Source organism: Polaromonas sp. 39-63-25 (genome assembly GCF_002278925.1).
Lineage (GTDB): Bacteria > Pseudomonadota > Gammaproteobacteria > Burkholderiales > Burkholderiaceae_C > Polaromonas.
On sequence record NZ_NCJH01000006.1, the window covers coordinates 492,053 to 506,767 of the forward strand.

General features: G+C 62.6%; 14 protein-coding genes. 5 read left to right on the top strand and 9 right to left on the bottom strand.

Features of this window, described 5'->3' with window-relative positions; all coding sequences use genetic code 11:
• Positions 1-7 precede the first annotated feature (7 nt).
• Together rfbD and rfbB are read right to left on the bottom strand one after the other, a co-directional pair.
• Positions 8-904, bottom strand: a complete 897-nt coding sequence (gene rfbD, locus B7X65_RS08825) for a dTDP-4-dehydrorhamnose reductase (protein ID WP_293593915.1) — start codon at positions 902-904, stop codon at positions 8-10.
• The gene (rfbB, locus tag B7X65_RS08830) at positions 901-1,971 is read right to left on the bottom strand and encodes a dTDP-glucose 4,6-dehydratase (protein ID WP_293593916.1); all 1,071 of its coding nucleotides are present in this window, start codon (positions 1,969-1,971) and stop codon (positions 901-903) included. The genes rfbD and rfbB overlap by 4 nt, the downstream gene beginning before the upstream one ends.
• A 217-nt stretch (positions 1,972-2,188) precedes the next feature.
• On the opposite strand from rfbB, the gene B7X65_RS08835 reads away from it, so the two are divergent.
• The gene (locus B7X65_RS08835; RefSeq protein ID WP_293593917.1) at positions 2,189-2,536 is read left to right on the top strand and encodes an H-NS histone family protein; all 348 of its coding nucleotides are present in this window, start codon (positions 2,189-2,191) and stop codon (positions 2,534-2,536) included.
• Positions 2,537-2,574: 38 nt separating this feature from the next.
• Here B7X65_RS08835 and B7X65_RS08840 read toward each other — a convergent pair whose 3' ends face one another.
• Positions 2,575-4,572, bottom strand: a complete 1,998-nt coding sequence (locus B7X65_RS08840; protein ID WP_293593918.1) for an SDR family oxidoreductase — start codon at positions 4,570-4,572, stop codon at positions 2,575-2,577.
• A 232-nt stretch (positions 4,573-4,804) separates the two neighbouring features.
• On the opposite strand from B7X65_RS08840, the gene B7X65_RS08845 reads away from it, so the two are divergent.
• The 4 genes from B7X65_RS08845 to B7X65_RS08860 all read left to right on the top strand — a co-directional run bounded on the left by B7X65_RS08845 (position 4,805) and on the right by B7X65_RS08860 (position 8,274).
• A complete protein-coding gene (locus B7X65_RS08845; protein WP_293593919.1) occupies positions 4,805-5,326 on the top strand; it encodes a phasin family protein in 522 nt (173 codons plus the stop codon).
• Positions 5,327-5,452: 126 nt separating this feature from the next.
• A complete protein-coding gene (locus B7X65_RS08850; RefSeq protein ID WP_293593920.1) occupies positions 5,453-6,757 on the top strand; it encodes a patatin-like phospholipase family protein in 1,305 nt (434 codons plus the stop codon).
• 37 nt (positions 6,758-6,794) lie between these two features.
• The gene (locus tag B7X65_RS08855) at positions 6,795-7,454 is read left to right on the top strand and encodes a TetR/AcrR family transcriptional regulator (RefSeq protein ID WP_293593921.1); all 660 of its coding nucleotides are present in this window, start codon (positions 6,795-6,797) and stop codon (positions 7,452-7,454) included.
• Positions 7,455-7,500: 46 nt separating this feature from the next.
• Entirely contained in the window at positions 7,501-8,274 is a 774-nt protein-coding gene (locus B7X65_RS08860) for a hypothetical protein (protein WP_293593922.1), read from the top strand.
• A 77-nt stretch (positions 8,275-8,351) separates the two neighbouring features.
• Here the strand turns inward: B7X65_RS08860 and B7X65_RS08865 are convergent, their stop codons facing one another.
• From B7X65_RS08865 to B7X65_RS08890, 6 genes are read right to left on the bottom strand one after another with little or no spacing between them, the layout of a single operon-like run.
• Positions 8,352-9,449, bottom strand: a complete 1,098-nt coding sequence (locus B7X65_RS08865) for a M14 family metallopeptidase (RefSeq protein ID WP_293593923.1) — start codon at positions 9,447-9,449, stop codon at positions 8,352-8,354.
• Positions 9,446-10,642, bottom strand: coding sequence for a M20 aminoacylase family protein (locus B7X65_RS08870; RefSeq protein ID WP_293593924.1), 1,197 nt, complete (start codon positions 10,640-10,642; stop codon positions 9,446-9,448). Before B7X65_RS08870 ends, B7X65_RS08865 begins: the two co-directional genes overlap by 4 nt.
• A 34-nt stretch (positions 10,643-10,676) precedes the next feature.
• Positions 10,677-11,348, bottom strand: a complete 672-nt coding sequence (locus B7X65_RS08875) for an HAD family hydrolase (RefSeq protein ID WP_293593925.1) — start codon at positions 11,346-11,348, stop codon at positions 10,677-10,679.
• Entirely contained in the window at positions 11,327-12,883 is a 1,557-nt protein-coding gene (locus B7X65_RS08880) for a glycosyltransferase family 39 protein (protein ID WP_293593926.1), read from the bottom strand. Before B7X65_RS08880 ends, B7X65_RS08875 begins: the two co-directional genes overlap by 22 nt.
• 12 nt (positions 12,884-12,895) lie before the next feature.
• Positions 12,896-13,822, bottom strand: a complete 927-nt coding sequence (locus B7X65_RS08885; RefSeq protein ID WP_293593927.1) for a lysylphosphatidylglycerol synthase transmembrane domain-containing protein — start codon at positions 13,820-13,822, stop codon at positions 12,896-12,898.
• A complete protein-coding gene (locus B7X65_RS08890; RefSeq protein ID WP_293593928.1) occupies positions 13,819-14,673 on the bottom strand; it encodes a decaprenyl-phosphate phosphoribosyltransferase in 855 nt (284 codons plus the stop codon). The genes B7X65_RS08885 and B7X65_RS08890 overlap by 4 nt, the downstream gene beginning before the upstream one ends.
• Positions 14,674-14,715 lie beyond the last annotated feature (42 nt).

The window sequence follows — 14,715 nt, forward strand, 5'->3', positions numbered from 1 at the left end:
TGGGGTGTCAGGTAATTTCGGTGAGCATCCGGGCAACACCTTGCTGCCATGCGGGAAGGTACAGGCCAAAGCTGTCCTGCAGTTTAGCGGCGTTCAGGCGGGAGTTATGGGGACGCACGGCCGGCGTGGGGAAGGCTGCCGTCGGGACCGGGTCCACGGTAGAAGAGGATGCCTTGAGGGCCAGGCCGGCCCTGGATGCACACTCGAGCACGAAGCGCGCATAGCCATGCCAGGAGGTTTCACCGGCAGCGGCCACATGGTAAATGCCGGCAAAACGCCCTGCGGCACCGGGCAGTGCGCTACGCACCATGTGAGCCGTGACGTCAGCCAACAACTCTGCACCGGTCGGTGCACCGAACTGGTCGTCGATCACCGTCAGGCGATCACGCTCTTTTGCCAGGCGCAGCATGGTTTTTGCGAAGTTGCCACCCCGCGCAGCATAGACCCAGCTGGTGCGCAAAATGAGGTGCTGCGCGCATTGGGCTGCAATACGCTGCTCGCCCTCGAGCTTGGATTGACCATACACATTGAGCGGGCCGGTCGGGTCGCCTTCTCTCCAGGGTTGGCTGCCGCTGCCATCGAAAACATAATCGGTCGAATAATGAACCAACCACGCGCCAACGGCGCTGGCGGCTTCGGCGAGCACGCCAGGTGCTTCTGCGTTCACTGTATGTGCGGTCGCAGCATCGCTTTCGGCTTTGTCAACAGCGGTATAGGCCGCTGCATTGACGATGACATCCGGCCGCATCTGGCGCACTGAGGCACTGATTCCGGCCAGATTGGCGAGATCGCCACACAGGTCCGTGCTGTGCCGGTCCAGCGCGAGAAGTTCGCCCAAAGGCGCCAGGCTGCGCTGCAACTCCCAGCCCACCTGGCCGCTTTTTCCAAGAAGCAGGATTTTCATGCAGTGGTTACGCCGGCGTAATGAGTGTCCACCCAGTCCCTGTAAGCCCCGCTTTGAACATGCGCCACCCACTCCGCATGGGCCAGGTACCACTGCACTGTCTTGCGTATGCCGGTTTCAAAGGTTTCCGCAGGCTTCCAGCCCAACTCGCGCTGGATTTTCCCGGCGTCGATGGCGTAGCGGCGGTCATGACCCGGGCGGTCCTTGATATAGCTGATCTGCTCGCGGTAATGTTTCCCATCGGAGCGCGGCCGAAGTTCGTCGAGCAGGTCGCAGACGATGTTCACAATAGCGATGTTAGGCTTTTCGTTCCAGCCGCCCACGTTGTAGACCTCGCCCGGCTTGCCGGCTTCGAGCACGCGGCGGATCGCGCTGCAATGGTCTTTCACATAAAGCCAGTCGCGCACCTGCATGCCGTCGCCATAGACCGGCAGGGGTTTGCCGGCCAGCGCGTTGACAATCATCAGGGGAATCAGCTTTTCGGGGAAATGGTAGGGACCGTAGTTGTTGCTGCAGTTGGTGGTGAGCACCGGCAAACCATAGGTGTGGTGGTAGGCACGCACGAGATGGTCGCTGGCGGCCTTGCTGGCTGAATAGGGGCTGTTGGGCTCATACCGGTGCGTTTCCGTAAAAGCGGCCTCCGTGGACGCGAGTGAGCCGTACACCTCGTCGGTCGAAACATGCAGGAAGCGAAAGCCGGCCTTGGCTTCAGCACCCAAACCACCCCAGTAGGCCCGGACCGCCTCCAGCAACCGGAAAGTGCCGACGATGTTGGTCTGGATGAAATCTTCCGGGCTTGAAATGGACCGGTCGACATGGGATTCGGCTGCAAAATTGATGATGGCGCGCGGCTGGTGCCGGGCCAGCAACTCACCCACAAGCGCGCTGTCGCCAATGTCGCCCTTGATGAAAACATGCCGCGGATCGTCCTGCAATCCAGCCAAGGTTTCCATGTTGCCGGCGTAGGTGAGCTTGTCCAGATTGATAACCGGCTCGCCGCGCCCGGCCAACCAGTCAAGGACAAAATTGGCGCCGATAAAGCCGGCACCACCTGTAACCATAATCATGAATTTTCCTCAGCAGTTTGAATGCCATCGCCAGGCAACGGCTTATATTTTATGCTGGCGGAGGCGGCTGCATTTTTTCGCCAAGTGTCCTGAAATAATCCGGTCACGGACAATTTGGAATAGCTGTTTATCGAAACCCACTCCAAACTTCATTCAAATATAATGATTTTCTAGCGTTTATTCGAATAATAATTTTACACAGAAAGATCAATTCACTATGTCCATATCATCCGAACTGCAACAGCAAATCAATCAAGCTGAAGCAAAGGTCAACGAATTGCGTGAAAAACTGGCAGAACAAAAAAATACTGAGCGTGCGCAAGCCATTACATCGGCCAAAGAACTGATTAAAACATTCCAGTTGACGGCCACCGACTTGGGTTTTTCCGGAAAAAAATTGCCCGTCCGCAAGGAACGGGCAATGGGCGACAAGCGTATGAGCGTCGCGCCGAAATATCAGGACCCGGCCAGCGGCAAAACCTGGACAGGGCGCGGCAAAACACCAGCCTGGCTCACAGCCCAACTGGCGGCCGGACACAGCAAACAGGACTACCTGATTAAATAGTCAAATCGCCGAATAAAATCGCCTTGACAGGCTATCAATTAAAAATGAATGCCACGCATCATCTGCTGCAGCGCCACGGCTTCCGGTGACAGCGTCTGCTTGACCGGCTTGTCACCCGGATTCGCGCCCTTGGCAGCCGACGAGTCGGGAAACATGCGAAAGCTGGTGTTCATGGCGATTTGCGCCACGCGCGGCAACAGGGCATGCAGCACCTGACCGGCAATGCCCAGGCGGGTGGCGATGCGCACCGGCTTGAAGATGCAGGCCTGGGCCACCAGGTCGGCAGCTTCTTCCGGGCTCAAGGTCGGTACGTTGTTGTACAGGTTGGTCGGAGCGATCATCGGTGTGCGCACCAGCGGCATGTTGATGGTGGTGAAGGTGATGCCCTGATCGGCGAATTCGCTGGAGGCGCAACGTGTCCAGGCGTCCAGTGCCGATTTGGAGGCAACGTAGGCCGAAAAGCGCGGTGCATTGGTCAACACGCCGATTGAGCTGATATTGACCACGTGGCCCTTGTGTCTGGCGACCATGCCGGGCAAAAAACCCATGGTGACCCGCAGGCAGCCGAAGTAGTTGAGCTGCATGGTGCGCTCGAAATCATGAAACCGGTCATAACTGGCCTCAATGGCGCGGCGAATCGACCGACCCGCATTGTTGATGAGGAAATCAACGCCGCCGTGTTTTTCGATCAGCGTCTGCACAAAGCGGTCGCAGTCGGCCATGTCTGCAATATCGGCCGGGTAGGCAATGAAGTGGTAGCCCTTGGCCCGGGCCTCCTTGCAGGCCTCGTCGAGCTTGTCCTGGTCGCGGCCGCAGATGAGGGTGACGGCGCCGGCTTCGGCAAACTTGTGGGCCGCCGCCAGGCCGATGCCCGAGGACCCCCCAGTGATCAGCACCACTTTGCCGCTGACGGTACCCTTGAGCGAGCGGTCGATGTGCAGGTCGGGGTCGAGGTGACGCTCCCAATAGTCCCACACGCGCCAAGCATAGTCTTTCAGGTTGGGACATTCAACGCCCGAGCCCTTGAGCGCGGCAAGCGTTTCTCGGCAGTCAAAACGCGTCGGGTAGTTGACGAAGGTCAGCATGTCCTCGGGCAGGCCCAGGTCGGCCATGATGGCATTGCGCACGCGGCGCACCGGCGCCAGGGCCATCAGGCTTTTCTTGACGCTGCGCGGAATGAAACCAAGCAGGGCCGCATTGACGAACAGGTTCATCTTGGGCGCATGCGCGGCCCGGCTGAAGATGTCGAGCACGTCGCCGACGCGGTAACCCACTGGATCGACCAGGTGGAAGCATTTTTTTGCAATGCCGGCCTTGTGGCTGATGACGTCCAGCGCATCAACCACAAAATCTACCGGCACGATGTTGATGCGGCCTCCTTCCAGGCCCACGGCGGGCATCCAGGGCGGCAGCAACTGGCGCATGCGCTGGATCAGCTTGAAGAAATAATAGGGGCCATCGATCTTGTCCATCTCGCCGGTGCTGCTGTCACCGACCACCATGGCAGGCCGGTAAACCGTCCAGGGCACCTTGCACTCCTTGCGCACGATTTTTTCGCTCTCATGCTTGGTCATGAAATACGGGTGTTCGTAGTTCTCGGCCTCCTCGAACATGTCCTCACGGAACACGCCTTCGTACAGGCCGGCGGCAGCGATGGAACTCACATGGTGGAAATGTCCGGCCTCGATGGCCTTGGTGAACTCGACCGTGTGGCGGGTACCGTCCACATTGACGGCAATCTGGCTTTCCTCGTCGGCGCTCAGATCGTAAACAGCCGCGAGGTGGTAGAAATGGTCAATCTGGCCTTTGAGTTTTTTGACGTCTTCGCTCGAGACGCCGAGTTTCTTCGCCGTGAGGTCACCATGGACAGGGACGGCCCTGGCGGCGCTGACACCCCAGTACTCACGCAAGGCATCAACCTTGCCGGCACTTTCCTTGCGGATGAGGAAATACACCGTCGCACCCTTGCGCGCCAGAAGCTTTTTGACCAGCCGTTTACCGATGAAACCGGTGGCTCCCGTGACGAAATACTGCATTGTGTTCTCCGCAAGATAACTCTGAACCTAGGGATTCTTGCCCAAGCCCTGCTGCCCGCCGGTCAGCAGAAACCCGCGATCAGCCCGTTTGGCACCGTTTTTCCATCGAGGCGGATCACTGGCGTTTTAGGAGCAAACACCTAAATCTGCACGCCTGCAGCGCTTATATTTTGTCTTGCGAGTCGCCCGATGGCGGCGCCAACCAGTCATCCCCTATCGACAGGAGTCCACCATGGTCAAAAAACTGCAAAAAATGAGCGCTGACAAAAAGTCCGGCCCCCAGCTCTCGGGTGCCGTGAAGGAATCGGCCCAGCAGATCTGGCTGGCCGGCCTCGGGGCTTTCTCCAAGGCTCAGGAAGAAGGCGGCAAAGTCTTTGAGACCTTGGTCAAGGAAGGTCTGTCCATCCAGCGCAAGACGCAGGCTGTTGCCGAAGAGAAAATTTCCACCGCCACCAACAAGATGGCCACCATGGCGACAGACATCACCTCGAAAGCCGGCACCCAGTGGGACAAGCTCGAGAACATTTTTGAAGAGCGCGTCGCCAAGGCCCTGAATAAGCTGGGCGTGCCCTCTGCCAAGGACGTGGAAGCCCTCATCGCACGGATCGATGAGCTCAACAAAAACGTGCAGAAGATGGGCGCCAAACCGGCTGCCACCAAGGCAGCGCCACGTGCTGCGGCAAAACCCGCCGCCAGCAAGACCGCGGCACGCAAGCCAGCAGCCAAGCGCGCGCCGGCTCGCAAGTCCGCCTGACACCTGTTGCCTTGAGCCACCTCAAAAAAAGGACGTTGATGCGTCCTTTTTTTTCGTCCTCGCCCCTCTGAGGGATTGCTGCATAGCAGCAAATTCTCGGGAACCCGCGGTCTACACTTCCAATTCATGACTTCAGCCAGGAATCCCAGACAGCAGCAGCCAGCCACCAAGGTAAAAAGGGCGGCACGTCCGGTCGCCAAGCCGCGTATCGCTCTGGCGCTGGCAGGCGGCGGACCCTTGGGTGAGTCGTTGGAAGGCCTTGCGCTGACCCGGCTGGATCACTACGTGGGTGTGTCGGCCGGCAGTTTTATCGCGGCAGGCCTGGCCAACGGCATGACACCACGCGAGCTGTGTGCCGCTTTCATTGAAAACGACCACCAGGCTTCCGAGGTGTTCGACCCGGCCTGGCTGATGGTGCCGGCCTATGGCGAATTCTTGCGGCGCAGCGTCATGCTGCCTGGCCTGGCGGCGACGGCCTTGTGGCGCGCCACGGTGGGGCGCAAGCCCCTGCTGAACGCGCTCGACAAACTTGGCCCCGCCCTGCCGACGGGCGTGTTCTCCAACGAGGAGGTGGACAGGCGCCTGGGCCTTCTGTTCTCCAAGGCAGGGCGGACCAACGACTTTCGCGAGCTCAAGACGCGGCTCACGCTGGTGGCCACCAACCTGGACAGCGGCGACGCCGCGCCTTTTGGCCAGCCCGGCTGGGACCATGTGCCGATCTCCAAAGCGGTGCAGGCCAGTTCGGCCCTGCCGGGGCTGTTTCCGCCGGTGGAGATCGACAACCACTATTACGTGGACGGCGCGTTGAAGAAAACCCTGCACGCCGGCGTGGCCATGGACGGCGGCATTGACCTGATGTTGTGCCTCAATCCGCTGGTGCCGTTTGACGCCACCCGGGCCCCCGACCTGTCGATGGCACAACGCGTGATGCGGCGCGGCCTGCCCAGGGAAAGGCAGGCCATCCCGCGCATCGTCGATGGCGGGCTGCCGGCGGTGCTGAGCCAGACCTTCCGCTCCATGATCCATTCCCGGCTGGAGCTGGGCATGAAACACTACGAACATGCCTACCCCGACACCGACATTGTCCTCATCGAGCCGGACCACCGCGACGCCGAGCTGTTCCTGGCCAACACCTTCAGTTATGCCCAGCGCCGCCAGCTGGCCGAGCACGCCTACCAGAAGACCCGCGACATGCTGCGCTCGCGCCAAACCACGCTGTCGGCCAAGCTCGCACGGCACGGCATCTCGCTCAACCTCGAAGTGCTAGAGGACTCACGGCGCCACCTGGTCAGCGAACGCCCGGCCACCACCCGGCTGGGCCGCGCGATCCATTCACTGGAAGAAATCATGGAGGACCTGAGTCACGCCCTGCAGGCACCGGCGGCCCGCGCCGCCCGGCGCTCGACTTCCCTACTTCCAACCCCCGGATGAGTGGGTTAGAGTCGAACCAAAATACGAGGTAGACACCATGGCGAAAAAAGCGCCGCGCCGAACTGCTGAACGCATCCTGGAAGTGACGCTTGATCTGTTCAACCGTTTTGGCGAGCCCAATGTCTCGACCACGCTGATCTCGGCCGAACTGGGCATCAGCCCCGGCAACCTCTATTACCACTACCCCGCCAAGGACGAGCTGATCAACTCGCTGTTCGACCGTTATGAGCGAGCCCTGAGCGAGCTGCTCAACGCCAGCGACAGCGTGCGCGATGTAGAGGACGCCTGGTTTTTCATGCACACGCTGTTCGAGCTGATCTGGCAATACCGCTTCCTGTACCGCGACCTCAACGACCTGCTCAGCAAGAACCGGCGGCTCGAGACCCACTTCCAGTGGGTACTGAAAAACAAGACCCGCTCGGTCAAAACCATGCTCGACAGCATGAGCCGGGCCAACACCGTCAGCATCGACTCGCGCGAGGTCGAGGCCACGGCCACCAGCATGGTGGTGGTGCTGACCTACTGGCTGAGTTTCGAATACGTGCGCGACCCGCGCCATGCGCTGGAGCCGGAAAACGCCCAGGCGGCCCTGCTGCGCGGCGCGCACCATGTCCTGAACTTGCTGATTCCCTACCTCGAGCAGGGCCAGCGCATGCACCTGCAGGCCCTGGTGGGTGCCTACACCAACCCCGCCTGATCGCCGATTTTCCAGCCAGCCAACTATAAATTTCAGGAGACGACCAATGGCCAAATGGACTGCCTTCCCCCACGCCGGCGACTACGCATTCGATGCCGCCAGCCTGAAGAAAAACTGGGCCCGCCTGCACCAGGGGGACTGCGAGCCCCTGCCCAAGGACGCCGCCGCGCTGCAGGCCTGGGTGCTGTTCCACAACGGCGACTTCCAGAAGGCCGCCGAAGCGGGCCTGAAGGCAGGCGGCGCCGGCATCACCGTGGCCAACAAGGCCACGTCCATTTACGCCAACTACCTCGAGAACAGGGAAAAGACCAAGCTCGAGCTGTTCATGGAAGTCGCCCAGCGCGCCGAGGCCCAGCAGGCCGCCGAGCCCCAGAACGCCAACGCCTGGTACTGGCAGGCGTACGCCCTCGGGCGCTACAGCCAGGGCATCAGCGTGGCCAAGGCGCTCGCCCAGGGCCTGGGCAGCAAGGTCAAGAACGCGCTGGAGCAGGCCATCAGGCTCTGCCCCAAGCATGCCGACGCGCACATTGCGCTGGCCGCCTTTCACGCCGAGGTGATTGACAAGGTCGGCTCCCTGATCGGCGGCATGACCTACGGCGCCAAGAAGGACGTGGGCCTGTCCCTGTTCAAGGAGTCCCTCAAGCTCAACCCAGGCTCGGCCATCGCCATGATCGAATACGCCAACGGCATGGTGATGCTCGAAGGCGACAAGCGGATGAAAGAGGCCACCAAGCTCTACGAACAGGCCGCTGCCAGCACACCGATGGACGCGATGGAGCGGCTCGATGTGGAAATGGCCAAGGCCGAACTGGAAGACTGAGCTACAAAAAAAAGCGCATCCGCTATATTTTTTATAGCTGAATGCGCCCGTCCATCAAGGGTTCGCGCCCAAAAAGACTATGAATTCAGCCCATCCACCGCCTGGAACAGCGACTCCCGTGCCTGGCTGATGATCTGTTCTTTCCAGGCGTCGGTGTCCACGTAAAACGCATCCATCATCTGCTGCTTGATCTGCGCGGCCAGTGCCGGTGGCGCATCGCGGTGGACATTGAGCCAGTGTTCGGCACGCAGCGCCTGCATCATCTCGAAGGGCGGCAAAGTGCCGTACTCCATCGCGATGCCGGTGTATTCCGCCTCGGGGCACTCGTCGTAGATCGAGGTCCACATCAGGCCCGTCAGGAAAGCCGAACTCGACGAGCCGTCGTAAATCGAGGTCACCGGTGTCGCACCACCGCCGCCCCACCAGGCGCGTGCCCGGGCCAGCGCTTCCTTGTCATCGCGACAGGCGCAGATGCGTTCGCCGACACCGCTGGGACCCAGTCCGGTGTGAACGTCAATCCATGCCACCCGCCTGGCCTGGCGCGCATGGGTCTGCAGCACCTTGCGCAGGGTCTGGTTGCTCCAGGTCGGCGCGGTGCCGCCGAAAAACAGGCCCTCGGGGAATTCATGCTGGCCCCGGGTGATGGCTGCCTGGTAGGCATCCATGCCGCGGCTGGCGATGTAATGGTCGGTGGCCACCTTGTTGTCGTCGTTGGGCGGCCACTGCTCGGGCAGCAACAGCGGCTGCAGCTCGCGGTAAGCCTCGTTGACAGGCAAGGTCTGCGAGAAGTCATGGAAGTTGCGGTTCAGATCCACGTTTTCATGGGTGGTGCGCCGGATGTGCGAAAAGCCATAGGGGTTGAGCGCATGCACGTACAGCACCGCAACGCCCTGCGCCCTGGCCTTGGCGCGCCACTCGGCGTCCCGCAGGGCAAACACCTGCACGCCGGAGCCGCAATAACCTTCGACCCCATGGCAGGCGCTGGTGAGGATCAGCAGCGAACGGGCGTCGGCCGGGCCGTCCAGCACCACGTCCATGGCCAGCTCTTCGCCCTCGCGCCCGGCTTCAGGGTGAATGTGCGAATCCGCCTGCAGGCCGGCCGCAGCGGCGGCTTCGAGGAATTTGCCGCGCGCTTCGGCATAGGTGCCGGAAAAAGCTTCGGTCACTCCGCTCATGCTGCGTCCTTGGCCAGCCAGCTTTCGCTCAGGCGCACCCAGAAGGTGGCCCCCAGCGGGATCAGGTCGTCGTTGAAGTCATAACTCGGGTTGTGCAGCATGCACGGCCCCCCGCCGTGGCCCATCTCGCGGTGTGCGCCGTCGCCGTTGGCAATAAAGACGTAGCAGCCCGGTTTGGCCTGCAGCATGTAGGAAAAGTCTTCCGCGCCCATGGTCGGCTCCTGGGCAATCACGTTGGCCTCGCCGACGATCTCGGCCATCACCTTGCGCGCAAACTCGGTTTCCTTGGCATGGTTGATGGTGGGCGGGTAGTTGCGCACAAACGAAAATTCGCACTGGGCGTCATGCGCCGCGCAGAGGTGCTCGGCGATCTGCTGCATGCGTTTTTCTATCAGGTCCAGCACTTCCAGCGTGAAGGTGCGCACCGTGCCCTGCAGCTCGCAGCTGTCGGGGATCACGTTGGTGGCCTCGCCGGCATGGATCATGGTGACCGAGATCACACCGGCATCGACCGGCTTCTTGTTGCGGCTGATGATGGTCTGGAAGGCCTGCACCATCTCGCAGGCCACCGGCACCGGATCGACGCCGTTGTGCGGCAAGGCAGCATGGCCGCCCTTGCCGCGAATCGTGATCTTGAACTCGTTGCTCGAGGCCATCACCGGTCCGGTGCTGGCGGCAAACTTGCCGACCTGCGTGCCGGGCCAGTTGTGCATGCCGAACACCGCGTCCATGGGGAACTTGTCGAACAGGCCGTCCTTGATCATCTCGCGCGCGCCGCCGCCGCCCTCCTCGGCCGGCTGGAAAATCAGGTAGACCGTGCCGTCGAAATTGCGGTTTTTCGCAAAGTGCTGCGCCGCGGCCAGCAGCATGGCGGTGTGGCCGTCATGGCCGCAGGCGTGCATCTTGCCCTGGGTCTTGCTGGCATGTTCAAAGGTGTTGAACTCCTGCATGGGCAGCGCGTCCATGTCGGCGCGCAGGCCAATGGCGCGGCTGGAGGTGCCGTTCTTGACGATGCCGACCACACCGGTGGTGCCCATGCCGCGGTGGATGGGAATGCCCCATTCGGTCAATTTTTGCGCCACCACATCGGCGGTGCGCACTTCTTCAAAACACAGCTCCGGGTGGGCGTGGATATCGCGACGCACGGCGGCAATGCCGGCGGCCTGGGTGACGATGGAATCAATGACTTTCATGAAAACCTTTGGGTGATCAGGCCCGCCTTACCCGCTATTTTTCAGCTGGGGGGCGGACCCAGGGTTGACCTTGGTAGTGCGCATAGTCTGCCAGATTTAGCAGCGGCACGTCGCCGCGCGAATCGCCATACGCATGCAAAATAACCGCCGCGGCAGGGACGCCGCGGCCCGCCAGCCAGGCCTGCAGGCGTAGCACTTTTTCCTCGCCGTGGCAGTTGCGCGTCGCCATGCGACCGGTGAGCGTGCCGTCCCGGACTTCGAGCTCGGTGCAGAGCACCGCATCCATGCGCAGTACGTCACCCACCCCGTGCAAATAAATGCCGGGCGAGGCGCTCACGATCACGCAGCCATGGCCCTGCTGCTGATGCCAGCGCAGCCGTGCCAGCGTCTCTTCCTGCCATTGCCGGGGCAGGTACTGTGCCACAAAATCGGCCGACCAGCGCTCGATCTGCGCTGCGCTGCACCCGCCCAGGCTGGCCTGCAGCAAACGCGCCTTCGCCCGGTGGTTGCTGGTGAGGCGGCAGGCGTAGGCGGCCAGCCAGGGGCTGCTGCGCAGCAAAGCGAGCAGAAACCGCGGCCAACCCAGGCTGCGGCGCAGGTAGGGAAGCAGCGTATCGCGCCGGGTCAGGGTGCCGTCGAAGTCGAAAGCCGCAACTTCGACGACCGCAGGCTTGCCTGCGGCTTCTATTGCTTCTGTTTCGTGCATCGCACCTGGCCGCAAAGGCGCTCGCAAAACGGGCAGCCGGTCATGGGCAACCAGGCCGGGATGTTGTAGTAACGGCTGTAAATGGTGGCGAGCACCCCGTTCTTGTAGGCGGCGTAGTTGAAGTTGCGGCCCTCGACCGCATAAAAGGGCACGCCGTCCTGCGAAAAACTCAGCACCTGCACGCTGTCGAAGTAAGGCTGATACTCCTCGATGCGCGGGGCGTCCATGCGCAGGATGCGCACGGTTTTCCCCTGGTACAGCGAAAAATCGACCAGCATGTCATCCTGCCGTGCATGGAAATTTCCCGGGCCGAACACCGGCACGTACTTGCGCAGCGTGTAGCCATAGATGGACGCGGGCGTGTAGGCACTGGCCATCAGCTCCACGCCGGGTGCCGCCACCTGCTGCAGCATCTCGGCGGTCTTGTAGCTGCGGATGATTTGCGTATAGAGCTTGGTGTTTTTCCAGTTGTCCAGCGAACTGGCGTACAGACCTGCCACCACCAGCACATGCAGCGCCGCAAATGCAGCCATGCCCAGCGCACAGGTCTTGAGCTTGTCGCGCGGCAGGGCAAAGGCCAGCAGCGCAAAACCGAAGGGGTAAAACGACAACACCCAGTGCAGCCCCACCACTTTTTTCAGCGACAGCAGCGCAAAAAACAGCAGCGGCACGACCACCACGCAGGCCAGCAGCCGCTGCTGCCGCGCCGCGGCGGCCAGCGCCCCGCGCTGCTTCCAGGCCAGCCAGACCGCCACCGGCGTGACCAGGTAGACCAGCATGGCAAGGTAGAGCAGCGGCTTGTTCCAGGCGAAGCTCTCGCCTTCGTTTCGGTTGTAGAGGTTGAACATGATGTTCGACCAGCCGTGCGACATGTTGTAGGCGATGTTGATGGCCGGGCCGGGCAAGGCGCACAGCACCAGCAGCGCAAACGCAGCCCAGCGTTCGCGCCGGTAGACCGCGAAATACACGAAGTAAGTCAGGCCCAGCACCACCGAGAAGTACTTGGACAGAAAGGCGCAGCCCAGCGCCAGCCCCGACAGCGCGTACAGCCCCCAGGCCGTGCCGTCCATGCGCTCGCGCCGCTCAGCGCGCAGCAACAGCGCCACCGACAGCACCGACCAGGCCATCAGCGGCGTGTCGGTGGTGATCAGCACGTTGAGCCAGTTGATCGGGGCCAGCCAGAAAAACAGCACGGCCCAGGCTGCGCGCACGCGGTCGAGCGGCGCCAGCGCCCACCCGACCAGGCCGCCGAGTGCCAGCGGCAGCAGCACGACCGGCAGGCGTATCGCCCAGGTCGTGTCGCCCAGCGTCGCGCGCGCCAAGGCAATCAGCCAGCCGACCATGGGTGGATGGTCGTAATACCCCCAGTCGGGGTAGACGCCCCACCAGTAGAAAAAGGCCTCGTCGCCGGTGATCGGGAAGGTGGCGGAGATCCACAGCCGCAAAGCCAGCGACAGCGCACCTGCCGCGATCAGCCAGCGCACCAGGGAAGGGGGAAGAAGGGGTGCGGCCGGGGCGGCGGTACGTTCAAGCATGGGCTGGAAGAATTATCTGAAACTGATGTCGCGAATGGCGGCACTATAGACCAGCGCCAGCGCACCGATGGCCACGGCCAGCCACAGGGTCAGCACCCGCACCAGCACGGTGATGCCCAGCGCCTGTGCCGCGCCGGCGCCATGGAGCACCAGCAGGCCGGTCAACAGCGCCTCCATGCCGCCCAGGCCTGCAGGCAACAGGGAAAGCGCGCCGCCGACCATGGCGACGGCGTAAAAACCGGCGGCCTGCAGCACGCCGATGGACAGCCCCGCCTCACGGCACAGCAGCCAGACGGCCAGGCCCTGCGCGGCCCAGGCCACGCCGGTCAGCGCCAGCCAGACAGCGGGACGGGTCGCCAGGCACTGCCAGGCATCCTGCAGCCAGGACAGCCGCAGCAACAGGCGCCGCCGGAACACAAAAAGAAGCACCAGCAGAACGAGTGCGGCAACGCCGCTGCCCAGCGCCAGGCGGTTAGCCGCAGGACCGCCCAGCGCCGCCAGCCACCAGACCACCGGCAGGCACATCAGCAGCAGGCACAGCAGGTCTGCCAGACGTTCCGCACCAAAAATCGCCAGGCTTTGCGCCATGCCCAGCGGACGGCGCGCCAGCATCAGGCCACGCGCCGCCTCGCCGATGTTGCCGGGCGTCGGCGTGAAGGTGTAACCCGCCAGGTACAGGCGCAGACCTTGCGCGACACCGAGCGCACGTCCGTAGTGGGCCATCCACATCCGCCAGCGCAGGCCGCGCAGCAGGTAGTTCAACAGGCACAGGGCGGCCGCTTGCAGGCCCGCGAGCGACCCCAGCCGCTGCAGGGTCGCCAGGGCGCTGCCTTCGCCGAATACGACCAGGGCCACCGCATACGCCGTGGCGGCCATGCCCAGAACCAGCAGCAGCGGCTTGAGCGGCAGGCGTGGCGCCGGCCGGGCCGGCGGCTTCAAAAGCGGCGCCCCAGAAACACCAGCAGCCAGGCTGCCAGCGCAGCCACGATCCAGGGGTCGCGCACCAGGTCGCGCGACACGTCCTCGCCGCGCCCCCTGTGCACCTGGTAGGCGTAACGCAACATGGCAAACACGACAATGGGCACGCTGTAGACCAGCCGGTTGCCGTGCTGCAGCTGCGCTTCGGCGCTGGTGGCAAACAGGCCGTAGGTCATGAGGCTGGCCGTCATGGTCACGGCCATGAACATGTCCAGCAGGGCCGGCGGGTAGTGATCGAGCACGGCGCGCTTGGCGGCCTCGTCGTGAAAGGTTTCGGCCTTGCGTTTTGAAAACCCCAGGAACAGGGCCACAAACAGGCCGGCCAGCAGCATCCAGCGCGAAGGCGGAATCCCCACCGCCAGGGTGCCGGCCAGCAGCCTGAGCATGAAACCCGAGGCAATGATGGACACATCGACCACGGGCACATGTTTGAGGCGCCAGGAATAGGCCAGGTTCAGCACAACGTAGATGCCCAGCAGCACCAGCAAGATTGCGTTGCCGGCGGCAAAGACCAGGCCCGCGGCCAGCAGCAGCGCTGCCAGCGCCAGCGCCAGCGCGGGCGACACGGCACCGCTGGCCAGCGGCCGCAAACGCTTGACCGGATGGCGTGCATCGCTGGCGCGGTCCAGCCAGTCATTGAGAATGTAGACCATGCTCGAAAAACAGCAGAACGCGGCGAAGGCCTTGAGCACGGCCAGCGCCAGCGGGCCGTTGCCCCAGGTCTCGCTGAACACCAGCCCGGCGAACACAAAGGCGTTTTTCAGCCATTGGTGGGGGCGCATCAAGGTGACGAGGCGAAGCAATAAACGCATGGACGGAAGAAAAGTCGGTTGGGGCAGTCGGGCGGGGCAAGC